General features: G+C 71.0%; 17 protein-coding genes and 3 pseudogenes. 9 read left to right on the top strand and 11 right to left on the bottom strand.

Annotated features, from left to right (window positions below; translation table 11 throughout):
- Positions 1-57: 57 nt before the first annotated feature.
- The 3 genes and pseudogenes from EAO73_RS01445 to EAO73_RS36300 form a co-directional block, all read left to right on the top strand.
- Positions 58-1,479 (top strand): helix-turn-helix domain-containing protein, encoded by a 1,422-nt coding sequence (locus tag EAO73_RS01445; protein ID WP_191133893.1) that lies wholly within the window; start codon positions 58-60, stop codon positions 1,477-1,479.
- A gap of 29 nt (positions 1,480-1,508) precedes the next feature.
- Positions 1,509-2,698: pseudogene (locus tag EAO73_RS35820) on the top strand (dihydrofolate reductase family protein).
- Positions 2,699-2,971: 273 nt separating this feature from the next.
- Positions 2,972-3,082: pseudogene (locus EAO73_RS36300) on the top strand (IS5/IS1182 family transposase); the annotation flags it as partial.
- Between the two features lie 154 nt (positions 3,083-3,236).
- Here the strand turns inward: EAO73_RS36300 and EAO73_RS01430 are convergent.
- From EAO73_RS01430 to gcl, 3 genes are all read right to left on the bottom strand, one after another.
- A complete protein-coding gene (locus EAO73_RS01430) occupies positions 3,237-3,920 on the bottom strand; it encodes a hypothetical protein (protein WP_147969619.1) in 684 nt (227 codons plus the stop codon).
- Between the two features lie 54 nt (positions 3,921-3,974).
- Positions 3,975-4,406, bottom strand: coding sequence for a DUF4240 domain-containing protein (locus EAO73_RS01425; protein ID WP_224756136.1), 432 nt, complete (start codon positions 4,404-4,406; stop codon positions 3,975-3,977).
- A 329-nt stretch (positions 4,407-4,735) separates the two neighbouring features.
- Positions 4,736-6,511, bottom strand: coding sequence for a glyoxylate carboligase (gene gcl / locus EAO73_RS01420; protein ID WP_147969617.1), 1,776 nt, complete (start codon positions 6,509-6,511; stop codon positions 4,736-4,738).
- 249 nt (positions 6,512-6,760) lie between these two features.
- On the opposite strand from gcl, the gene EAO73_RS01415 reads away from it, so the two are divergent.
- The gene (locus tag EAO73_RS01415) at positions 6,761-7,459 is read left to right on the top strand and encodes a hypothetical protein (protein WP_147969616.1); all 699 of its coding nucleotides are present in this window, start codon (positions 6,761-6,763) and stop codon (positions 7,457-7,459) included.
- Positions 7,460-7,613: 154 nt separating this feature from the next.
- Positions 7,614-7,838 (top strand): hypothetical protein, encoded by a 225-nt coding sequence (locus EAO73_RS01410; RefSeq protein ID WP_018523791.1) that lies wholly within the window; start codon positions 7,614-7,616, stop codon positions 7,836-7,838.
- Between the two features lie 43 nt (positions 7,839-7,881).
- On the opposite strand, the gene EAO73_RS01405 is transcribed toward EAO73_RS01410, so the two are convergent.
- Both EAO73_RS01405 and EAO73_RS01400 read right to left on the bottom strand, forming a co-directional pair.
- Positions 7,882-9,489, bottom strand: coding sequence for an AMP-binding protein (locus tag EAO73_RS01405; protein WP_147969615.1), 1,608 nt, complete (start codon positions 9,487-9,489; stop codon positions 7,882-7,884).
- The gene (locus EAO73_RS01400; protein ID WP_147969614.1) at positions 9,486-11,162 is read right to left on the bottom strand and encodes an AMP-binding protein; all 1,677 of its coding nucleotides are present in this window, start codon (positions 11,160-11,162) and stop codon (positions 9,486-9,488) included. Before EAO73_RS01400 ends, EAO73_RS01405 begins: the two co-directional genes overlap by 4 nt.
- Positions 11,163-11,297: 135 nt before the next feature.
- Here EAO73_RS01400 and EAO73_RS01395 point away from each other — a divergent pair, with 135 nt between their 5' ends.
- Positions 11,298-12,143: a response regulator transcription factor gene (locus tag EAO73_RS01395; protein WP_147969613.1), complete on the top strand. Its 846-nt coding sequence runs from the start codon at positions 11,298-11,300 to the stop codon at positions 12,141-12,143.
- A gap of 64 nt (positions 12,144-12,207) precedes the next feature.
- Here the strand turns inward: EAO73_RS01395 and EAO73_RS01390 are convergent, their stop codons facing one another.
- Positions 12,208-13,302 carry a winged helix DNA-binding domain-containing protein gene (locus EAO73_RS01390; RefSeq protein ID WP_147969612.1) on the bottom strand — a complete coding sequence of 365 codons (1,095 nt, stop codon included), beginning with the start codon at positions 13,300-13,302 and terminating at the stop codon, positions 12,208-12,210.
- Positions 13,303-13,458: 156 nt separating this feature from the next.
- Between EAO73_RS01390 and EAO73_RS01385 the strand changes: the two genes are divergently transcribed.
- Positions 13,459-14,337 (top strand): DMT family transporter, encoded by an 879-nt coding sequence (locus EAO73_RS01385; protein WP_147969611.1) that lies wholly within the window; start codon positions 13,459-13,461, stop codon positions 14,335-14,337.
- Between the two features lie 38 nt (positions 14,338-14,375).
- On the opposite strand, the gene EAO73_RS01380 is transcribed toward EAO73_RS01385, so the two are convergent.
- Positions 14,376-14,960 (bottom strand): TerD family protein, encoded by a 585-nt coding sequence (locus EAO73_RS01380; RefSeq protein WP_147969610.1) that lies wholly within the window; start codon positions 14,958-14,960, stop codon positions 14,376-14,378.
- 245 nt (positions 14,961-15,205) lie between these two features.
- Positions 15,206-15,436 carry a DUF6296 family protein gene (locus tag EAO73_RS01375; RefSeq protein ID WP_018523784.1) on the bottom strand — a complete coding sequence of 77 codons (231 nt, stop codon included), beginning with the start codon at positions 15,434-15,436 and terminating at the stop codon, positions 15,206-15,208.
- A 175-nt stretch (positions 15,437-15,611) separates the two neighbouring features.
- Between EAO73_RS01375 and EAO73_RS01370 the strand changes: the two genes are divergently transcribed.
- Both EAO73_RS01370 and EAO73_RS01365 read left to right on the top strand, forming a co-directional pair.
- The gene (locus tag EAO73_RS01370) at positions 15,612-16,073 is read left to right on the top strand and encodes a DUF5709 domain-containing protein (RefSeq protein WP_147969609.1); all 462 of its coding nucleotides are present in this window, start codon (positions 15,612-15,614) and stop codon (positions 16,071-16,073) included.
- A 121-nt stretch (positions 16,074-16,194) separates the two neighbouring features.
- Positions 16,195-16,557 carry a nuclear transport factor 2 family protein gene (locus EAO73_RS01365; protein WP_147969608.1) on the top strand — a complete coding sequence of 121 codons (363 nt, stop codon included), beginning with the start codon at positions 16,195-16,197 and terminating at the stop codon, positions 16,555-16,557.
- On the opposite strand, the gene EAO73_RS01360 is transcribed toward EAO73_RS01365, so the two are convergent.
- The 3 genes and pseudogenes from EAO73_RS01360 to EAO73_RS01350 all read right to left on the bottom strand — a co-directional run bounded on the left by EAO73_RS01360 (position 16,558) and on the right by EAO73_RS01350 (position 20,899).
- Positions 16,558-17,601 carry an aldo/keto reductase gene (locus tag EAO73_RS01360; protein WP_147969607.1) on the bottom strand — a complete coding sequence of 348 codons (1,044 nt, stop codon included), beginning with the start codon at positions 17,599-17,601 and terminating at the stop codon, positions 16,558-16,560. It abuts the gene before it with no gap.
- Positions 17,598-19,478: pseudogene (locus EAO73_RS01355) on the bottom strand (ABC transporter ATP-binding protein); the annotation flags it as partial. The pseudogene EAO73_RS01355 and the gene EAO73_RS01360, both read right to left, overlap by 4 nt.
- Before the next feature lie 269 nt (positions 19,479-19,747).
- Positions 19,748-20,899: an XdhC family protein gene (locus tag EAO73_RS01350; protein ID WP_147969606.1), complete on the bottom strand. Its 1,152-nt coding sequence runs from the start codon at positions 20,897-20,899 to the stop codon at positions 19,748-19,750.
- Between the last annotated feature and the right edge of the window lie 17 nt (positions 20,900-20,916).

The following is a 20,916-nucleotide window of genomic DNA, read 5'->3' as shown; positions in this document are numbered from 1 at the left end:
CCGACCCCATTGCTCGGTCCACGCTCGACAATGCAGCACAGCGAGGGAGGAGGACATATGGGGCAACGGCCGAACGAACTGACGCCCGATGCCGGTCCGTGGCACCGCTGGGGATGCGAGTTACGTCAGTTCCGCGAGGCCCGCGGACTCGCTCAGCAAGTCGTCGCCCGAAGGGCGTTGATCGACCGCTCCCATATCGGGCGCTTCGAGCGTGCCGAGCGTCCAGTTCCACGCGCCGCCGCCGTGCGCCTCGACAAGGCCTTGGATGCCGCCGGCGCGCTGGTGCGGGGTTGGGAGAGGGCGGAAATCGAAGCCGGGAGGAACGGGGCTGCTTCGGTGTCCAGAGTCGAGGGGGCCGTTCATGGGGCCACGACAAGGGGGCATGGGGCCATCCCCCCGGAGCCCCTGGCTCTGAGTCCCTTCGAACAGGCAGGCTTGGGCGAGGGCGACACGGACCTGGTCGTCGTACCAGCTCGTATCAACGGAAGGATCCTCTTCGTGCCCGTGCCCCGCCGCGTTGTTCTTGCCTCCGGCCTTGCCGGCCTGGCCTCAGCGGCTCTTCCCAAAGCGGCAGCCGCTGACGAACTTGCCGAGATGGGCTCACCCCTGGAGCACTTCTCCCAGCTCCGTCGAGTCATGATCCAGACGGACAACCTGATCGGGCCTCGGCACTTGCTGCCCGCGCTGCAACAGCATCTCGCCTCTCTCGCGTCCCGACGCCGAGCCGCTCGTGGCACTGACGCCATCAGGCTCCTCGCTCTGGAGACGCGGTACGAGGAACTGGCAGGCTGGTTCGCCCAGGACATCGGTGACGACCGTGCTGCCCACGGCTATACCGCCAAGGCTCTCGACGCCTCCCACATCACCGGCGACACCGCTCTGACCGCTTACATCCTGGGGCGCAAGGCCCAACTCGCGGTCGACACCGGCTACGCAGCCGACGCACTCGGACTCGCCGCCGCCGCCCGGCGCACTGCTCCTTCCGGCAGCCGTCTCGAAGTCATCGCTGTCCTTCACGAAGCTCATGCTCATGCCGTGCTGGGCGAAGGGAATGAAGCGAAGAGGGCCTACGACGCCGCGTGCACGCTGCTTGGTCGCGCGGAGGCCGACTCGGTGTGGGGCTCCTGGCTCGACATGGCCTACATCGATACCGCCCGCGCCCGCTCCCTTGCCACCCTGGGTGACTACGAACTGGCGGCTATCGGCTTCGACAACGCCATCGCAGGGCTTCCGGCCGTCTACCGACGGGACCGTGGGGTCTACCTGGCCCGTGCTGCTCGTGCGCACGCGGGAGCGGGCAACACAACCCTGGCTGCTCGAATCGGTGTACAGGCCGTGGGGATCGCCGCCGAGACCGGCTCCGCGCGCATCTACAAGCAACTCGACCGGCTCGATGTGGCCTTGGCCCCCGTAGCCGAAGAGGACGGCGTCGACGAGTTCCGAGCCGCGCTCGACCGAATCGTCCTACACCCTGCCTGACCCATCGGCGCCAGAATCCGGGAGAATCCATGGCACGCCCGTACGTCCTACTCTCCGCAGCCGTATCGATCGACGGTCACCTCGACACCCGTCCGGGCGAGGACCGGCTCATGTTGTCCAACAAGGCGGACTTCGACCGGGTCGACTCCGTACGCGCCGGCGTCGATGCCATTCTCGTCGGCGCCGGGACACTGCGCGCCGACAACCCCCGCCTGCTGGTCAACTCGGCACAGCACAGAGCGGACAGGCTGGCTTCCGGTCAGTCGGAGTACCCCCTTAAAGTCACCGTCACCGCCACGGGAGACCTCGACCCGGACTGGAAGTTCTGGCACCACGGCGGAGACAAGCTCGTCCTGGCCGCCGGCGAAGCGGCCACCAGCAAGGCCCTCGCCAACCTCGGTGACCTGGCGACGGTCCACGCCGTCCCCGCCGAGTCCGTGTGGCCGGCTGCTCTCGATGCCCTGGGAGATGTGTACGGCGTCAAGCGGCTCATGGTGGAGGGCGGCGGGACCGTCCACACCCAACTCCTTTCGGCGGGCCTGGCCGACGAACTGCACCTCGTGGTCGCCCCGCTGCTCGTCGGCCAGCCGGACGCGGTACGCATGCTCGGCCCGGCCGCCTACCCGGGCGGCCCCGCCGCGCGCCTGCGGCTGCTGGAGACGCGCCAGATCGACGACGTGGTACTCCTGAGGTACGCCCCCAAGGACACCTCGACGGAGCCACGATGAGTACGACGCCCCCCTCACCCGACGCGCCGGGCACTGGCCGTGAGGCGAACGCCGCAGACGGCAGATGGCTCGCCCGCGCCTGCGAACTGGCCACCCACTGCCCGCCCTCGGAAACCGCGTTCAGCGTGGGCGCGGTAATCGTCGCCGCAGACGGGACCGAACTCTCCGACGGCTACTCCCGTGAATCCGACCCCCACGACCACGCCGAAGAAGCGGCCCTGGCCAAGCTGCCACCCCAGGACCCCCGCCTCACCACAGCGACGATCTACAGCTCCCTGGAACCCTGCGCCAAACGGGCCTCTCGCCCCCACCCGTGTGCCCAGCTCATCACGGATTCTGGCCTGCGCCGCGTAGTAACGGCCTGGACCGAGCCAGACACCTTCGTCTCCAACGCAAACGGAACTAAGGCCCTAGAAGCCACGGGCGTAACAGTCGTAACGATGCCCGAGTACACGAAATCCGCACAGACCTCCAATCAGCACCTGCTCTGAATACCAACCACGACAACAGTCCGACCGTACGGTCCTCTTCACTGCATGTCGCCGTCATCCCCTGCAGCGCCGGTAATCGAGACCAGTCAATCCGAAGCCGCTGATCTGCCGAGGGGGACGGGAACGTGACTCATACCCGCGCGACTCACCGGGCGAGTAGTGGACACCGATTCGCCTATGCCTAGAGCTTGTAGCACGATCTTGCTGAAGTGTGCTGGTGGGGCGTAACCGGTGTGGCGATTCGGCCGTTCGCGAGGGTGTGGGTACTCGACCGTGATCGTGGACGATGAGTTATGGGCTCTGGTCGAGCCGTTGCTGCCTCCGTGGCCGGATCGGTCGCCGGGGCCGCAGCCGGTGTCGCGCCGGCTCCGCTTGCAGGGACTCCAACGCCCACCACAACAAGCTCCGTCACCGACGGATCCTGCCCGTCGCAAGGGACGCCTTCATCTCCCTCGCCTGCTGCCTCATCTGCTGGAGACGCCTCGAGAAGGCCCAATCATGATCGTGCTGCAAGCTCATAGTGTGCGGCAGTCACTGGCTAACGCCGCGGAAAACTTCGCCGTCCCATACGCCTGCCGCTCCAGTCCCCCAGCAGCTCACCCAGCGCGTTGGTGGTGGTGGGTGCTAGAAGCCCTTGCGCCACATTCGCCGCGAAGACAGCCGCCCTCGCCGACTGCCGCGGCTGTTGCCGAACCGGTTGCACATCGACGTCAGTCAGCGACGCGAGGCAGGTGAGCGCCGGGGATGGGCCGTCAACCAAGAGTGAAAAGGTCACGGCCTGCTGGCGAGCAAGGAGGCTCGGAGCAATCGTCAAGGTGTTACCCGCAACCTCGACGGCAGGGGGGCGGTGAGTCGCCGAAGTGGTAGATACCTCCAGTAGCGCCACGATGCAGATTCCGAGGTCCAGGCAAATCGGATCACCGTCGTGGAACATCGAAGCAGCGATGTCTCGCCTGCCGGCGTTGATCAATTGCACCTCTACGACCCTGGGTTCCGTGAGCACGACAGAGTTGTGCAGCACTGTCAGGGTGTCGGCGACGTCGTTGCCCGAGGTGTTGAGAAGCGGCGTATCCGAGCAAACCCAGAAGAGAAGGCGGAGCTTTGGGCGCGCTGCGCGGAGCGTTGCCCAGATGGCCCCTAGTCCGACGACGACTGCCGCAATCACGCCAGCCGCAGTCCAGAAGGTATCGGATTCGTACCATTCCGCAGCGAGCATTCCCATGCCGAGGATTGTAACTAAGCCCGTCTGGTTGAAGGCAGGAACGACTGCGGGCGCCTATGCGGCGGTCCACCCGGCTGTGTTGGAGTAGGACTCGTAGCTGTAGGGGGTGCTGCGGTCCCATTCGTCACCGGTGAGGTGCTTGTACGCGTTGTCGGGCACGTAGAGCAGGGCTTCGGCCCAGACGAGGTCGCTGACGTACGGCATGAACCGCTCTGGGGCTCGAAGTACGCGCTCGAATTCCTCTCGGCCGGCCGCGACGACCGCAGCCCGGGTGTAGAGGAACTGATCGCTCGACAGGCCATCGCCGTATTCCTTGCGGTCCAGCCTGTACAGGGCCCAGGAAAGCTGCTCGGCGAAGCCGACCACGTCAGATACAGGGCCGTTCGTCAGGCGGGCGGTCAGGACAGCGGCAAGCTCATCGCCTTCGGGGTCGGGGACAGCGGGGCTACACGCTTCGATGAGCTGCCAAAAGGCGTTCTCGTTCATGTCGAAGAGCATGGCGGAGGGGTGTGACACATCGGGGTGTCAGGCGCTCGCCCTGCCGGGCTTTGCGGGCGCCGGCCGCTCGTTTCCCGGCTCGCCGCCACGATCGTGGCCCTGACGGTCACGTCGGCAGCCGCCTCCGGTACAGCAGCGGCAGAGTCGCCGCCTGCGTTGCAACGCGCTCGACCGCCGACGCTGCTATCCACCGAATCTAGCCATCGGTCAAGGTCTGCAAGAAGAGCCGAACAAGATCGTGTGACGAGCGCCAAACGGAAAGAGCACCTGCGGAGTTCCGCAGGTGCTCTTCGCGTCCGGTTACGGGCGCTACGCCGTCACGCCCCCACGTACGGCCTGATCGCCGTCGGGGCGTGGCCGGGCTCCGTCGCCACGTCCTCGAACTCGTTGACCGACGCGATGTCCGTGCCGCTCATCGCGATGTTCGTGACGCGTTCCAGGATCGCTTCGACCACCACCGGGACGCGGTGTTCCGCGGCCAGCTTCTTGGCTTCCTCGAAGGCCGGGAGGAGGGCGTCCGGTTCGGTGACGCGGATGGCCTTGCAGCCCAGGCCCTCGACGACCTTGACGTGGTCGACGCCGTAGACGCCCAGCTCCGGGGAGTTGATGTTCTCGAACTCCAGGTTGACCTGGAAGTCGATGTCGAAGTTGCGCTGCGCCTGGCGGATCAGGCCCAGGTACGAGTTGTTGACCAGCACGTGCACGTACGGGATGCGGTGCTGGGCGCCCACCGCCAGCTCCTCCAGCATGAACTGGAAGTCGTAGTCGCCCGAGAGCGCGACGACCGAGCCCTCGGGGTCGGCCGTGGCGACGCCCAGCGCGGCCGGGATCGTCCAGCCCAGCGGGCCCGCCTGGCCGCAGTTGATCCAGTGGCGCGGGCGGTACACGTGGAGCATCTGGGCGCCCGCGATCTGGGAGAGGCCGATCGTCGTGACGTACCGGGTCTCCGGGCCGAACGCGCGGTTCATCTCCTCGTACACCCGCTGCGGCTTCAGCGGCACGTTGTCGAAGTGCGTACGGCGTTGCAGGGTCGCGCGGCGCTCCTGCGTGGACGCCGCCCACGCCGAGCGGTCCTTCAGACGCCCCGCCGCCTTCAGTTCACGGGCGACCTCCACGAACAGTTCCAGCGCCGCCTTCGCGTCGGAGACGATGCCGAGGTCCGGGGCGAAGATCTTGCCGATCTGGGTGGGCGCGATGTCCACGTGGACGAACGTGCGGCCCGCCGTGTAGACGTCGAGCTTGCCGGTGTGGCGGTTGGCCCAGCGGTTGCCGATGCCGAGCACGAAGTCGGACTCCAGGAAGTTCGCGTTGCCGTAGCGGTGCGAGGTCTGGAGGCCGACCATGCCGGCGTTCAGCTCGTGGTCGTCGGCGATGATGCCCCAGCCCATGAGGGTGGGGACGACCGGGACACCGGTCAACTCGGCGAATTCGACGAGGAGTTCCGACGCGTCGGCGTTGATGATGCCGCCGCCGGCGACGAGCAGCGGGCGCTTGGAGGCGTTCAGCATCTCCAGAGCACGCTCGATCTGCTTGCGGGTCGCGGCGGGCTTGTGCACCGGCAGCGGCTCGTACAGGTCGGGGTCGAACTCGATCTCGGTGAGCTGCACGTCGATCGGCAGGTCGATGAGGACCGGGCCGGGGCGGCCCGTACGCATCAGGTGGAACGCCTGCTGGAAGACGCCCGGGACCTGCGCGGCCTCGAGGACGGTGGTGGCGGCCTTGGTGACCGGGGCGGCGATCGAGGCGATGTCGACGGCCTGGAAGTCCTCCTTGTGCAGGACGGCGGTCGGGGCCTGGCCGGTGATGCACAGGATCGGGATCGAGTCCGCGATGGCGGAGTACAGGCCGGTGATCATGTCGGTGCCGGCGGGCCCCGACGTACCGATGCAGACGCCGATGTTGCCCGGACGGGCCCGGGTGTAGCCCTCCGCCATGTGGGAGGCGCCCTCGACGTGGCGGGCGAGCGTGTGGTGCACACCGCCGGCCGCCTTGAGGGCCGCGTAGAAGGGGTTGATCGCGGCGCCCGGCACACCGAACGCGTTGCTGACGCCTTCGCGCTTGAGGATCTCGACTGCCGCGCGGGCAGCGGTCATACGAGGCATTGAGTGCTCCTGCTCGTCCCTGGGTGGAGTCGGGCTCTTCGCGCCACCTGAGAGCACCTATTCCGTAATGCGGAAAGTTTCTTCTGTTATGTGGAAGCAAATCTAAGGCGTGCCCGGACCGCCGTCAAGGGACGGGAGCAGAGCGCGGAGAAGGGCGGCAAGTGGCGCGATTCCCCACCCGGCGGCGGACTCTTGGTGGAGCATGGGTGGATTACGGCAGCGGTACGGAAGGAGCCCCGGGTGGAGTCAGTGCCGGTACGGTGCCCGGACTGCCGCCGCGACCACGCGTACGTGACCCCCGTCTACCCCTGCCCGTGCGGGGAGCCGACCGCCCCGCCGCTGCTGCGCGGCGCGCCCGTCACCCCGATCACCCACCGCACCTGGAACGACGACTGGGTGACCGTGCGCTGCCGGGGCTGCGGGCGGCACGACCAGTGGCCGCAGCCCGAGCTGTGCTGCCCGTGCGGGGCGGTGCTGCGGGTGCCGGTGCGGCCGGTGGCGTCCGCCGGGGCGGTCCGGCCCGCGCACATACCGCTGCCGCGCACGGCCGCGGCTCCCCGGCCGGCGTTCCACCCGCTGACGATCCGCACCGCGGACGACGCGGTCGCGGCTGCGGCGCTCTATCTGTCGTGGCTGGGCTTCCGCGACGTCACGCACCCGGTGAATCGCCCCGCGTCCCGGATCGACCTGCGGGCGGCCGGGCTGATCGCGCAGGTCGACTCGACCACCCGGCCGACCGCCCTGCGCGATGTCGAGTGCCTCTGGCTCAACGCGCTCAACGGCTCGGTGCGCGGGGTGCTGTTCTCGCTCGCGGGCTACGTGCCGGAGGCCCGGGAGCGGGCGGACGCGCTGCGCGTCCCGCTGTTCGTCGTGGACCTCACCGGCTCCCCGCAGCCGGTGAACGGCGCGGCGGACGAACTCGTCAGCACCGGCGCCTGATCGCGCACGGACCCACATTTTCGGACACGGGGACCGGTCCGCGTGTCGTGCCTCACAGAAACCGCCCGGCCACACTGCGTGTGATCCGTCACGTTCTGGCCAACGGCCCCCGATGTGCGGTTCGTTGTCAGTGGCGGGCCCTACAGTGGAGCGCATGGTCTTAACTCCACGGACTTCACCACCCTCGGACACGCCCGCGCACGCCCCCGCGCTCCCCAGGCGCTCCGCCCTGGAGGCCAACGAGGCGATTCGCGCGCTTGTGGACGCCCGCGCGGGCCAGGACTGGTCCCCCGTGGAGTCCGCGGCCTACGAGGTGCTGCTCCTCCAGTGGGCGGCGGCGACGCGGGGCGACGCGGGGGACGTGATCGAGGCGGCCTGAGCCGTCGGGGCGCGTCCGCGAGGTCCCGCCCGCCCGGTGCGCCCTAACGCCCGAAGTTCTCCCGGAGTTCGATCTTGCGGACCTTGCCGCTGACCGTCATCGGGAAGGTCTCCAGGATCTGGAGCAGGCGCGGCACCTTGTAGTGCGCCAACTGCCCCTCGCAGAAGGCCCGTACGTCTTCCAGGGCCGGCGGGTCGGCCGGGTCGGCGGGGATGACGCAGGCCAGCACCTCCTCGCCGTTCCGCTCGTCGGGCACGCCGACCACCTGCACATCGGCGATCTTGGGGTGGCGGTACAGGAACTCCTCGATCTCGCGCGGGTAGATGTTCTCTCCGCCCCGGATGATCACGTCCTTGATGCGGCCGACGATCTGTACGTAGCCGTCCTCACGCATGACGGCGAGGTCCCCGGTGTGCATCCAGCGGCCCGCGTCGATCGCCTCGGCGGTCCGCTCGGGCTGGTCCCAGTAGCCGAGCATCACGCTGTAGCCCCGGGTGCACAGCTCGCCGGACTTCCCGCGCTCCAGGGTCACCCCGGTCGCCGGATCGATCACCTTGACCTCGATGTGCGGCATGACGCGGCCGACCGTGCCGGTGCGGCGCTCCAGGTCGTCGTCGCGGCGGGTCTGGGTGGACACCGGGGAGGTCTCCGTCATGCCGTAGCAGATGGACACCTCCTCCATGTGCATCTCGGCCACCACCCGCTTCATCACCTCGACCGGGCACGGCGACCCGGCCATGATCCCGGTGCGCAGCGAGGAGAGGTCGTACGAGCCGAAGTCCGGCAGGTTCAGCTCGGCGATGAACATCGTGGGCACCCCGTACAGCGAGGTGCAGCGCTCCTGCTGTACGGCGCTCAGGACGGCGGCGGGCTCGAAGGAGGGGCCCGGGATCACGATGCAGGCGCCGTGCGAGGTGATGCCGAGATTGCCCATCACCATGCCGAAGCAGTGGTAGAAGGGCACCGGCAGGCAGACCCGGTCCTGCTCGGTGTAGGCGACCAACTCCCCCACGAAGTAGCCGTTGTTGAGGATGTTGTGGTGCGAGAGCGTCGCACCCTTGGGGAAGCCGGTGGTGCCGGAGGTGTACTGGATGTTGATCGGGTCGTCGCAGGACAGCTCCGCCTCGCGCCCAGCGAGCTGATCGGCCGTCACCTGAGTTGCGGCGGACAGCAGTTCGCCCCAGGAGGCGTCGCCGATGTAGTGCACGGCGCGCAGGTCGGGGCAGTCGGCGCGGACCTCGTCGACCAGGGCCCGGTAGTCGCTGGCGCGGTGCGCGAGCGAGGCGGCCAGCAGGGAGATCCCCGCCTGCTTCAGCACGTACGCCAGCTCGTGCGCCCGGTATGCGGGGTTGATGTTGACCATGACGGCACCGATGCGGGCGGTGGCGTACTGGACGAGCACCCACTCGGGGCAGTTGACCGCCCAGATCCCGACCCGGTCCCCCTTGGCCACACCCGAGGCCATCAGGGCGCGGGCCAGCTCGTCGACGTCCGCCGCGAACTCGGCGTACGTCCAGCGCCGGCCGGACGGTACGTCGACCAGCGCCTCCCGGTCGGGCCAGGCGGCCACGGTCCGGTCGAGGTTGCGTCCGATGGTGTCGCCGAGCAGGGCGGTGGTGCCCGTGCCGTGCGCGTAGGACAGCTCGGTCATGCCAGGTCCCCCTCGGCGTACTCGGTGCCGCCGCCCTGGGCGGTGCGCTCACGCAGTTCGATCCGGCGGATCTTGCCGGAGACGGTCTTGGGCAGTTCGGCGAACTCCAGCCGGCGCACCCGCTTGTACGGGGCGAGCACGGACCGGGAGTGGGCGAAGAGCACCTTGGCGGTGTCGGGTCCGGGCTCCCAGCCCTCGGCGAGCACCACGTACGCCTTCGGGACGGAGAGGCGGACCTCGTCGGGTGCCGGGACGACGGCGGCCTCGACGACCGCCTCGTGCTCCAGCAGCGCGCTCTCCAGCTCGAACGGGGAGATCTTGTAGTCGGAGGACTTGAAGACGTCGTCGGCGCGTCCGACGTACGTGATGTAGCCGTCCTCGTCGCGGGAGCCGATGTCACCGGTGCGGTAGTAGCCGCCGGCCATCGCCTCGGCCGTGCGCTCGGGGTCGCCGTGGTAGCCGGTCATCAGGCCCACCGGGTGCGAGGACAGGTCGAGCGAGATCTCGCCCTCGGCGGCTCCGGGCTCCCCGCTCACCGGGTCGAGGAGGACCACGTCGAAGCCGGGGCTGGGGCGGCCCATCGAGCCGGGCTTGAGGACCTGGCCGGGGGTGTTGGCGACCTGGACGGCGGTCTCCGTCTGGCCGAAGCCGTCGCGGATGGTGACGCCCCAGGCGCGCCGGACGGCATCGATGACCTCGGGGTTCAGGGGTTCACCGGCCGCGACCACCTCGCGGGGCGGGGTCTTCAGCTCGGTCAGGTCCGCCTGGATGAGCATGCGCCACACGGTGGGCGGGGCGCAGAAGCTGGTGATGCCGGAGCGGTCCATCTCGGCCATCAGCCGGCCCGCGTCGAAGCGGGTGTAGTTGAAGATGAAGACGGTCGCTTCGGCGCTCCACGGGGCGAAGAGGTTCGACCAGGCGTGCTTGGCCCAGCCGGGCGAGGAGATGTTGAGGTGGACGTCGCCGGGCTTGAGCCCGATCCAGTACATCGTCGCCAAGTGGCCCACGGGGTACGAGACATGGGTGTGCTCGACGAGCTTGGGGCTGGCGGTGGTGCCGGAGGTGAAGTACAGCATCAGCGGCTCGTCCGCGTCGGTCTCGCGGTCCGGCGTGAACGGGCGCGGTGCCCCGGCGGCCTCCGCGTAGTCGAGCCAGCCCTCGGTCGGGGCGCCGACGCTGATCCGGGTGTAGCGGCCGGGCACCTCGTCGAACTTGGCGGTGTCGGTGTCCCGGACCAGGACGTGCCGGACCCGGCCGCGCTCGACCCGGTCGCGCAGGTCGCCGGGGCCGAGGAGCGGGGTCGCGGGGATGACGACGGCCCGGAGCTTCATCGCGGCGAGCGCGGTCTCCCACAGCTCGACCTGGTTGCCGAGCATGACGAGGACGCGGTGGCCCTCGCGTACGCCCTGGGCGCGCAGCCAGTTCGCGGCGCGGTCGGAGCGGGCGGACATCTCGGCGAACGACACTTCGGTGCGGGTGCCGTCCTCCTCCACGATGTGCAGGGCGGTGCGGTCGTTGTCCCGGGCGATGACGTCGAACCAGTCGAGCGCCCAGTTGAAGTGGTCGTCGCGGGGCCAGCGGAAGCCCGCGCGGGCGGCGGCGTAGTCCTCGCGGTGCCGGAGCAGGAAGTCCCGGGCCGCCCGGAACGTCTCCGTCGCACTCGTTTCCGGCATGTGCCCTCCTCTTTACCGACCCACCCGGTCCCTCGGGTCCTCACATGATGTAAACAGTGACCCAGGTCTCACCACCCCCGGACGGGGGTGTCGCGGGACTGCCATTCCATCGGGGGCGGGCAGAGAGGCGTCAGGGTGCCGGAATCCGTCGAGGCGGTCGAGATGCAAGCGGCGCTGCTGCGGCTGCGCCGGACGAGCGGGCTGCCGGTGGCGTTCGGCGGTCTGCTCTCCGACACCCGCCACGCCAGGATCGCCGAGGTGAACGGGGCGCGGACGGGGGCGCTGCGCGGTCTCCTGATCTCCTCGGGCAGCGGTCTGGGCGGGAAGTCCATGGCCCTGTCGAGGCCGTGCGCCGTGACCGACTACCGCATCTCGCGCCACATCAGCCACGAGTACGACGCGGCCGTCGCGGCGGAGGGCCTGCGCTCGGTGGTGGCCGTCCCCGTCGTGGTGCGGCGCAAGGTGCGGGGTGTGCTGTACGGGGCGCTGCGCGAGCCGCTGGCGCTCGGGGACCGGACGTTCGACGCGGCGGTGGCCGCCGCCCGTGATGTGGAGCAGGCGCTGGCGGTCCGGGACGAGGTGCGGCAGCTGCTGGCCGGGAGCCGCCCGGAGCCGGACGCCGGGGGCGGGGTGGCGACGGGGGCCTGGGAGGACGTCCGGGAGGCGCACCGCGAGCTGCGTGCCCTGATGCCGAAGGTGCTGGACCCGGCGCTGCGGGACGAGTTGCTCGCGGTGTGCGGGCGGCTGGCGTCGGCGACGGGCACCCGGGAGCCCAGGGCGCGGGAGGTCCGGCTCGCGCCGCGCGAGGTCGATGTGCTGGCCTGTGTCGCCTCGGGCGCCACCAATGCGGTGGCGGCGGAGCGGCTGGGGCTGCGCCCGGAGACGGTGAAGGGGTATCTGCGCTCCGCGATGCGGCGGCTCGGGGCGCACACACGGCTGGAGGCGGTGGTCGCGGCCCGGCGTGCGGGGCTGCTGCCGTAGGGGTCTGTTGTGTGCGGGGCTGCTGCCGTAAAGGGTCTGTCGTTCGGGCCGGCCCCGGGACCCCTCAGCGGCCGAGGTCGACGAACGTGGCGAACCGGAGGTCGTGGCCGGCGGCCCGGGTCATCGTCGCGACCAGGCCCGCCGCCTCCTCCGACAGGGCCTCGCGCTCGGCGGCGGTGAGCGGGCGCAGCTCCTGCACAGTGACGACGGCCGGGGCGTCGCGCGGGGTGTCCAGCCGCCAGACCGCCGCGAAGAAGCCGTCCACCAGCACGCTGCCGTAGTTCTGGTTGCCCACCCCGTTGAGCCCCTTGAGGTGGGCCGGGATGACCCGGGTGCGGTCGGCGTGGCCGAGGAGGACGTTGTCGAACTCGGGCAGGTCGAAGAGTTCGGTGCCGTGCTCGTCGCGGAAGGTGACCAGCCGGGGCCGCAGCCGCTCGAAGACCTCCTTCAGCCGGGTCAGCCCGGCCCAGGTCTGCATGTCCTTGACCGATGCGGGGCCGAACGCGCCGAGGTAGCGCAGCGCGGCGGCCTCGATGTCGGGCGCCTCCTCCTCCGTACGGCCGAGCCAGCGCTCGACCGTGGTGAGCGCGACGCCGCCGCTCTCGCCCCAGAGGCCGCGCGGGGTGACCTGCACCAGGGGCAGCAGGCAGCGGGCCGCGATGGTCAGGGCCAGCGGGTCCGCTTCGGGCCACTCGGTGAGCAGCAGTGCGCGGATCTCCTTCGGGGCACGGGGCGCCTCCTCGACGTACGCCCGGCTCAGCTCGCGCACCCGCTCCAGGTCCACGCCCTGGAGCCGCTTGCGGAACATGGTGAGTTCCCGGTCGAGGGCCGGCTGCATCAGGGGGCGCAGGGTGAGGGCGTCCTCGGCGGTGTGGGTGTGGATGGTGGAGCGGAGGCTGGGGATGCGCACGACCTCGCGCGACTCCATCAGCGCGGACAGTTCGGCGGGCCGGAAGCCCTGGAGCCGGGCGAGGAGCTGGTAGTACGGCGGCTTGGTGTTCTGCGCCTGGAGGCCGACGAGGTGGGTGACGGCGTCCCGGGCGCTCATCGCGGTCCGGCGCAGCAGGTGCTGGCGCTCCAGGGTCGCCCGCCCCAGCGCCCTCGGCGTGAGCACGGGGACGGGAGCGGGGGCGGTGGAGGTCTTCTTCTTCGCGGCCATGACCGCACGCTACGCGGCCATGAGGCCGGATTCTGTCCTATTCAGGAGCCCGCTCGGGGCCAGGCCGCGGTCCGTCGGGACAACGTGGTTCCGGCCCGCCATGCCGTCGCCCGGCAGGAGCCGGATTCGCGGCGGGGCCGCCCGCATCATGGTCCGGTGATCGCCGTCCTGTTCGCCGTCCTGACCGCCCTCAGCAACGGCTCCGCCTCCGTCCTCCAGCGCCGCGCCGCCCTCGACGTCCCGCAGACCGAAACCATGCGGCTGTCACTGATCGGCCATCTGCTGCGCCAGAAGGTGTGGCTCGCGGGGATCGCCCTGGTGATCGTCGCCGCCGTCTGCCAGGCCGTCGCGCTGGCCACCGGCCCGATCTCCGTGGTGCAGCCCATCTTCGTGATCGAGCTGCCGGCGACGCTGCTGCTGGCCGGATTCATGATGCGGGCGCGGCTGCCCCGGTCCGTCTGGCTGGGGGTGGTCGCGGTGACGGCCGGGCTCGCCCTCGGCATGGCGACGGCCGCGCCCGGCGGCGGCAGCGAGACGGTGCACGGGGCCGCCTGGGTGCCGGCGCTGATCCTGACGGGCGTGTTCGAGGCGCTGCTGATCGCGGGCGCGCTGGCCGCCCGGGGCAATGTCCGGGCCGCCCTGCTGGCCACGGCCGCCGCCTGCGGTTACGCGCTCACCGCCGCGTTGATGAAGGACGCCATGGCGCGGCTCGACGAGGGCGGGGCCGGCGCGCTGTTCAGCTCCTGGCAGCTGTACGCCACCGCGGCGGCGGGGGTCGGCGCGCTGTTCCTGCTGCAGAACGCCCTTCAGGCCGGCACGCTCGTCGCCGTGCAGCCGTGTCTGACGCTGGGCGACGCCCTGATCAGCGTCCTGTACGGGGTGACGCTGTTCGGCGAGGAGCTGCGCACCGGCTGGTGGGTGCTGCCCGAGCTGCTGGCGCTGGGGCTGATCGCGGCGGGGTGCGTGGAACTGGCGCGTTCGCCGCTGGCGACCGGGAACCCGACGGCCCCGGCCCGCGCGCGCCGGGTCGACTGACCGGGCGCGCACGGACCGGGGCCGGGCCGCTCGCCGTACTACTTGCTGATCGCGAAGCGCATCAGGGCGTGCTCGTCGCCCTGCTTGATCTTGCCGGTCTCGTTGATCACCTGAAGCTTCCAGCCGGCGCCGACGCGCATGGCCTTGGCCACCGCGCAGCCGTTGTCGCTGGTGAGCAGGCTCGGCCAGATGTCGGCGACCTGCTGGCTGCTGCCGCCCGTCGCGTCGTAGACCTTGATGCTGACGTTGCGCGCGTTCTGGAAGGAGCTGCCCTTCTTGTACGCGGCGGCGATGAAGACGACCGACGTGACGTTCGAGGGGATCCTGGCGAAGTCGACGGTGACCGTCTCGTCGTCGCCGTCGCCCTTGCCGGTCTGGTTGTCACCGCTGTGCGCCAGCGAGCCGTTGCCCAGCGGGTCCAGGGAGTCCAGGCCGGCCAGCCGGACCGGGTCCGCGCCCTGCATCGCGATGGCGATCAGGTCGAGGTCGGTGCCCTTCTTCTGCTTCAGCTTCCCCATCAGCCCGCCACTGCTGCCGACGGTGGGGTCCCAGGAGACGCCGATGGAGAGGTGGGTCACCCCGTCCAGGTCCGCCGGGCCGTCTTCCTTCTTCAACGTGATCATGCGTGATCCTCTTCGTGGCGAGATTCCTACAGGGTGAGTCTGCCTGGTGTCCTCCTGTGACTCCTCACCAGGGGCAAAATTTCGACCAAGTGTTGGACGCGTGCGGCCGGATTGTCCTGCCTCGGCACGATGTACGTGTACGTGTCCCCGTGATAAGAGCCGGACGCGCACGCCCGGTCCGGGGCGCGGCGCTCCTGGGTCGAGCGATTCCGCGTCCCGGACCGGGCGTGGGTTCCCGGCCGCTCTCAGGCGGCCTGTTCGCGTACCGCGACCGGCGTTCCCAGGCGCTGATGGCCACCGCTGGCGAGCATCCGCACCTCTTCGTGATCGCTGATCTCGGCGCGGACGATGCCCGTCTCGTCCTCGTAGACGGGGTGACCGCCCGCTCCGCTCTGTGCGGTCCGGTGGACGGTGACGGTGTCGTCCTCCACGGCCGACGACTGGAACACGAGCTGGTAGCTCTCCGGATAATCCATGGCGAGGCTCTCCAGACGACATCTCCGGGCCGGCCCCTCGGGGGCGGTTCCCGGCCTGCACTGTCCATGGTGGCGCACACCCGGCCGGGACGCAGATGCGCATGTGTGCGCCCTGCGGGGGCGGGCATGCGCTGCCTATCCTGAGAAAGAGCCTCGCCGCGGAAAGGGAAGCGCCATGGATGATGCCGACCGGGGCGACGACGTCTATCAGCCCCAGGAAGAGTCGCAGGCCTGCGACCCGATCGAGCAGCTCGATACGGAGGACATCCTCGACGACCCGGATGTCGACGACGAGCTGGACCGGGGCTACTCGCCGCCCGAGCGCCCGTACGCGGTGGACGACGTGGGCACCACGGCGGCCGAGCAGCACCGGGGCGAGAGCCTGGAGAGCCGGCTCGCGCGCGAACGGCCCGAGAACGGCGTACCGCCCGGGGACGGGGTGGGCGATGTCGTGGACGGGGACGGCGAGCCGTGGGACCGCGAGGTCGGCACCGTACGCGCCGGGCGGCTCACCCGGGACCTGGACATCGACGACCCGGACAGCACGACGGGCGAGGACGTGGGGATCGACGGCGCCGCGGCCTCGGCCGAGGAGGCCGCGGTGCACGTCATCGCGGACGGACGGGACGAGGCGTAACCGGGCCCTTTCCCCTTACCCGGCAGGTAATCGACGCTCCGCGCGGCGTCGGACATCGTGTTCCTCACGAGCACAGCGCTTCCGGCCCACCGGCCGGGAGCCCTACGGGAGGGACCCCACGATGACCACGTACGACGACGCCGCACAGCGCTACTTCGCCGCCTGGAACGCCGGCCCCGGGGAGCTGGAGAAGGCCGTCGCCGCGGCGTTCACCGAGGACGCCACGTACACCGACCCGCTGGCGGACGTCCGGGGCCACGAGCAGCTGACGGCCGCGATCGCCGGAGCCCAGGAGCAGTTCCCCGGCTTCGTCTTCCGTCTCCTCGGCGCGGTGGACGGGCACCACGCGCTGGTCCGCTTCGGCTGGGAGCTGGTGGCGCCCGACGGCTCGGCGCCCGTCGCCGGTTTCGATGTCGCCGCCCTCGCGGAGGACGGCCGGATCACCTCGGTCAGCGGCTTCCTGGACCGGGTGCCGGCCGTCTGATCACGCGGCGGGGTACGAACGGCGGCGCAGGGCCGGGTCGGTGAGGTCCGCCGGGTGGTAACCGGCGTCCCGGGGCGAGAGGTTGGTGCCGGGCGGGACGATCTTGTCGATCCGGTCCAGCACGTCCTGGCTCAGCCGCACCCGGTCCGCGCCGAGCTGGCTGGTCAGCTGCTCCAGGGTGCGCGGGCCGATGATCGCCGAGGTGACGGCGGGGTGCTCCAGCACGAAGGCCAGGGCGACCTGGACGAGGGTGATCCCGGCCTCCTCGGCCAGCTGGGCGAGGGCCTCGGCGGCGTCGAGCTTGGCGGCGTTCTCCCGGGACGCGATGTCGAACCGCTCGGCCTGCCGTGCGGCCCGGCTGGAGTCCGGCTGACCCGCGCCCTTGCGGTAGCGGCCGGAGAGCCAGCCGCCGGCGAGCGGGCTCCAGGACAGCACACCGAGGCCGTACCGCCGGGCGGTGGGCAGCACCTCGCGCTCGATGCCCCGGGCGAGGATCGAGTACGGGGGCTGCTCGGCGACGACGCGTTCACGGCCACGCCGTTCGGCGGTCCACTGGCCCTCCACGATCGCGGACGGCTCGAACGTCGAGGTGCCGATGTAGCGGATCTTGCCCTGGTGGACCAGATCCGAGAGGGCGCCCAGGGTCTCGTCGAAGTCGGTGCCGGGCTCGGGGCGGTGCACCTGGTAGAGGTCGATCCAGTCGGTGCCCAGCCGACGCAGGCTGTTCTCCACCTCGCGGGTGATCCAACGGCGGGAGTTGCCCTGCTCGTTGGGGTCGGTGCCCAGGCTGCCGTGGAACTTGGTGGCGAGCACGACGTTGTCGCGGCGCCCGCCGGCGAGCGCCTTGCCGACGATGGTCTCGGACTCACCGGCCGAGTAGACGTCGGCGGTGTCCACGAAGTTGATGCCGGCGTCCAGGGCGTGGTGGATGATCCGGATGCTGTCGTCGTGGTCGGGGTTGCCGCGGGCGCCGAACATCATGGTGCCCAGGCACAACGGGCTGACCTTAACGCCCGTGCGGCCGAAATCGCGGTACTGCGTCATCGTGCGTTCTCCTTGACGAGTTCACTGACATTCAGGTGGTCGACGGCCGCGCCGGGGCCGGTCTCCCGGAAGGCGTCCCACAGCCGCCGGTAGGCGCCCCCGGCGGCGAGCAGTTCGGTGTGGGTGCCGGTCTCGACCACGGTTCCCGCGTCGAGCACCACCACCCGGTCCGCCCGTGCCGCCGTGGTCAGCCGGTGGGCGACGACGACGGTGGTACGGCGGCGGCCCAGGGCCTCGGTGGCCGCGGCGACCCGGCGCTCGGTGGCCAGGTCCAGCGAGGCGGTCGCCTCGTCCAGGAGCAGCACATCGGGGTCGACCAGTTCGGCCCGCGCCAGGGCGAGGAGCTGGCGCTGTCCGGCGGAGAGGCCGCGGCCCCGCTCCCCCACCGGGGTGAGGTAGCCGAGCCGCAGCCCGGCGACCATGTCGTGCGCGCCGACCGCGCGGGCCGCCCGCTCCACCTCGGCGTCCGTGGCGTCGGGCCGCCCGTAGGCGATGGCGTCGCGGACGGTGCCGCTGAACAGGTGGGCCTCCTGCGGGACGACCCCGAGCCTGCGCCGGAAGGCGGCCAGGTCCAGGTCGCGCAGGTCGTGCCCGTCGACCCGGACCGCGCCGGCCGAGGGGTCGTAGAACCGGGCGAGGAGCTTGACCACCGTGGACTTGCCCGCGCCCGTGGCGCCGACGAGCGCGACGGTCTCGCCCGGTTCGATGCGCAGGTTCACCCCGTGCAGGACCTGGTGGCCGCCGCCCGCGTACCCGAAGGACACCGCCTCGAACTCGACCTCGCCGCGCAGGGCGGGCACCGGGAGGGGGTGCTCGGCGGGCGGGGTGCCGGCCGGGGTGTTCATCAGGGTGCGGAGGCGGCCGAGGCCGACGACCGCCTGCTGGTAGCCGTCGAAGACCTGCGAGAGCTGCTGGATCGGCGAGAAGAACAGCTCGACGTACAGCAGGAACGCGATGAGGGTGCCCGCGCTCAGCTCGCCCGAGCGGACCTGGGCCGCGCCTGCGGTGAGCACGGCCGCCGAGCAGAGCGTGCCGAGGAATTCGACGAACGGGAAGAAGGTGCCCATGTACCGCTGCGCGCGCAGCCGGGAGTCCCGGAACGCCATGGCCAGTACGGCGAAGTCGGCGGCGTTGCGCTGCTCGCGGCGGAATGCCTGGGTGACGCGGATCGCGGTGACGTTCTCCTGGAGGCAGGCGTTGACGGCGCTGATCCGCTCCCGGGCCTCGCGGTAGGCGGGGACCGAGTAGTGGCGGAAGACAGCGGTGGCCACGATCAGCACCGGGAGCGCGGCGAGCAGCACCAGGGCGAGTTCCGCGTCGATCACCAGGAGGGCGACCAGCACTCCGGAGACCGTAAGCAGGCTGACCACGGCGGTGATCAGGCCGGTCTGCAGGAAGTTCGACAGGGCGTCCACGTCGGTGGTCATCCGGGTCATGATCCGGCCGCCGAGTTCGCGCTCGTAGTAGTCGAGGCCGAGACGCTGGAGCTGGGCGAACGTCTTCACCCGCAGGGTGTAGAGGAGGCGTTCGCCGGTGCGGCCGGTGGTGCGCACCTGGGCCACGCCGATCAGCCAGTTGGCGGCCACCACCACGGCGGCGGCAGCGGCCGCGGCGAGCAGGACGTGCCCGGCGTGATGGGCGACGCCCCGGTCCACGCCGTACCGGACGAGGACCGGCACGGTGATCTGGGCGCCCGCGTCGAGCGCGACGAGCAGCAGGCCGAGGAGCAGGGGCAGCCGGAAGGGCCGCAGCAGGACGCCGAGCCCGAAGTGCGCGTCGGCGGCGACGGCCTGTTCGGTGGGCACCTTCGGGTCGGCGGCGGGCAGCGGGAGGCGGGCGAGAGCGGCGAGGAGTTCGGGGGTGGGCGGGGCGTTGCCGTGGTGGGGGAAGCGGGGGCGGCGTACGCGGTTCCCGTGACGGGGAGCAGCGCGCCGCTCATCAGGGCCGCGGCGGTGGCTATGAGGAGGGTGCGTCGCCCGGCGCGAGCGGGTCTCGCCCTGCCGGTCGCGGTGGAGGGGGTGAAAGTCATGCTCATGATCTACCGGTAAACGCGCCGCCGTGGGGCGGTCCGCGCCTGGCGCGAATATGCCGTGGCGGCTACCCGCCGGACGCGGACACCGCGCGGCCGGGGCGAGTTCGCGCCACTTCAGGCCACCGAGCCGATGCGGCCCACCGGGGGCAGCCCTCCGGGGTGGTGGATCGGGGTGTGCGCGCCGGTGAGCGGGGCGCCGCTGCCGCCGCGCCGGACGGCGATGATCTCGGCGGCGATCGACAGGGCCGTCTCCTCGGGCGTACGGGCTCCGAGGTCGAGGCCGATCGGTGAGTGCAGGCGGGCCAGTTCCAGTTCGCTGACCCCGGCCTCGCGGAGCCGGTCGTTGCGCTGGAGGTGGGTGCGGCGGGAGCCCATGGCGCCGACGTACGCGACGGGCAGCTTGAGCGCCGCCTCCAGCAGGGGCACGTCGAACTTGGCGTCGTGTGTGAGGACGCACAGGACCGTGCGGCTGTCCACGGCGGTGCCGGCCAGATAGCGGTGCGGCCAGTCGACGACCAGCTCGTCGGCCTCCGGGAAGCGGGCCTTCGTCGCGAAGACGGGCCGCGCGTCGCACACCGTGACGTGGTAGCCGAGGAACTTGCCGGCGCGGACCAGGGCCGAGGCGAAGTCGATGGCCCCGAACACGATCATCCGGGGCGGCGGGACGCTGGACTCCACGAGCAGCGTGAGGGGCTGCCCGCAGCGCGAGCCGTCGGCGCCGATGGTGAGGGTGCCGGTGCGGCCCTGGTCCAGCATGGCGCGGGTCTCGGCCACGGCGGTGCGGTCGAGCTCGGGGTGTCCGCCGAGCCGTCCCTCGTACGTCCCGTCGGAGCGCACCAGGAGGGGGCGGCCGAGCAGTTCGGCGGGCCCTTCGGTGATCCGGGCGACCGCCGCCGCCTCCCCCTGCGCGGCGGCGGCGAGCGCGGCGGTGAACACCGGGCGGGCGGGGTCGTCCGCCCGGACCGGGGTCACCAGGATGTCGATGACGCCGCCGCAGGTCAGGCCGACCGCGAAGGCGTCCTCGTCGCTGTAGCCGAAGCGTTCGAGCACGGTGGTGCCGTCGTCGAGGGCCTGTCGGCACAGTTCGTACACCGCGCCCTCCACGCACCCGCCGGAGACCGAGCCGATCGCCGTACCGTCGCGGTCGACGGCCAGCGCGGCCCCCGGCTGGCGGGGCGCGCTGCCGCCGACGGCGACGACGGTGGCCACGGCGAAATCGCGTCCCTGCCCGGCCCAGCGGTCGAGCTCTTCGGCGATGTCGAGCATCTCGGTCTCCTTGCGGG

The sequence above is a fragment of the Streptomyces sp. col6 genome, assembly GCF_008042035.1.
GTDB lineage: Bacteria > Actinomycetota > Actinomycetes > Streptomycetales > Streptomycetaceae > Streptomyces.
Note: the sequence above shows the minus strand (reverse complement) of the source record. Positions and strands in the feature narration are given on the sequence as shown.

What these genes read in the sequence shown, in the direction of transcription:
- EAO73_RS01390 (WP_147969612.1), bottom strand. Translation starts at nt 13,302, where the DNA reads ATGGCCGCGAAGAAGAAGACCTCCACCGCCCCCGCTCCCGTCCCCGTG.
- EAO73_RS01365 (WP_147969608.1), top strand. Translation starts at nt 16,195, where the DNA reads ATGACCACGTACGACGACGCCGCACAGCGCTACTTCGCCGCCTGGAAC.
- EAO73_RS01360 (WP_147969607.1), bottom strand. Translation starts at nt 17,601, where the DNA reads ATGACGCAGTACCGCGATTTCGGCCGCACGGGCGTTAAGGTCAGCCCG.
- EAO73_RS01445 (WP_191133893.1), top strand. Translation starts at nt 58, where the DNA reads ATGGGGCAACGGCCGAACGAACTGACGCCCGATGCCGGTCCGTGGCAC.
- EAO73_RS01430 (WP_147969619.1), bottom strand. Translation starts at nt 3,920, where the DNA reads ATGGGAATGCTCGCTGCGGAATGGTACGAATCCGATACCTTCTGGACT.
- EAO73_RS01375 (WP_018523784.1), bottom strand. Translation starts at nt 15,436, where the DNA reads ATGGATTATCCGGAGAGCTACCAGCTCGTGTTCCAGTCGTCGGCCGTG.
- EAO73_RS01410 (WP_018523791.1), top strand. Translation starts at nt 7,614, where the DNA reads ATGGTCTTAACTCCACGGACTTCACCACCCTCGGACACGCCCGCGCAC.
- EAO73_RS01405 (WP_147969615.1), bottom strand. Translation starts at nt 9,489, where the DNA reads ATGACCGAGCTGTCCTACGCGCACGGCACGGGCACCACCGCCCTGCTC.
- EAO73_RS01350 (WP_147969606.1), bottom strand. Translation starts at nt 20,899, where the DNA reads ATGCTCGACATCGCCGAAGAGCTCGACCGCTGGGCCGGGCAGGGACGC.
- EAO73_RS01380 (WP_147969610.1), bottom strand. Translation starts at nt 14,960, where the DNA reads ATGATCACGTTGAAGAAGGAAGACGGCCCGGCGGACCTGGACGGGGTG.
- EAO73_RS01400 (WP_147969614.1), bottom strand. Translation starts at nt 11,162, where the DNA reads ATGCCGGAAACGAGTGCGACGGAGACGTTCCGGGCGGCCCGGGACTTC.
- gcl (WP_147969617.1), bottom strand. Translation starts at nt 6,511, where the DNA reads ATGACCGCTGCCCGCGCGGCAGTCGAGATCCTCAAGCGCGAAGGCGTC.
- EAO73_RS01370 (WP_147969609.1), top strand. Translation starts at nt 15,612, where the DNA reads ATGGATGATGCCGACCGGGGCGACGACGTCTATCAGCCCCAGGAAGAG.
- EAO73_RS01425 (WP_224756136.1), bottom strand. Translation starts at nt 4,406, where the DNA reads ATGAACGAGAACGCCTTTTGGCAGCTCATCGAAGCGTGTAGCCCCGCT.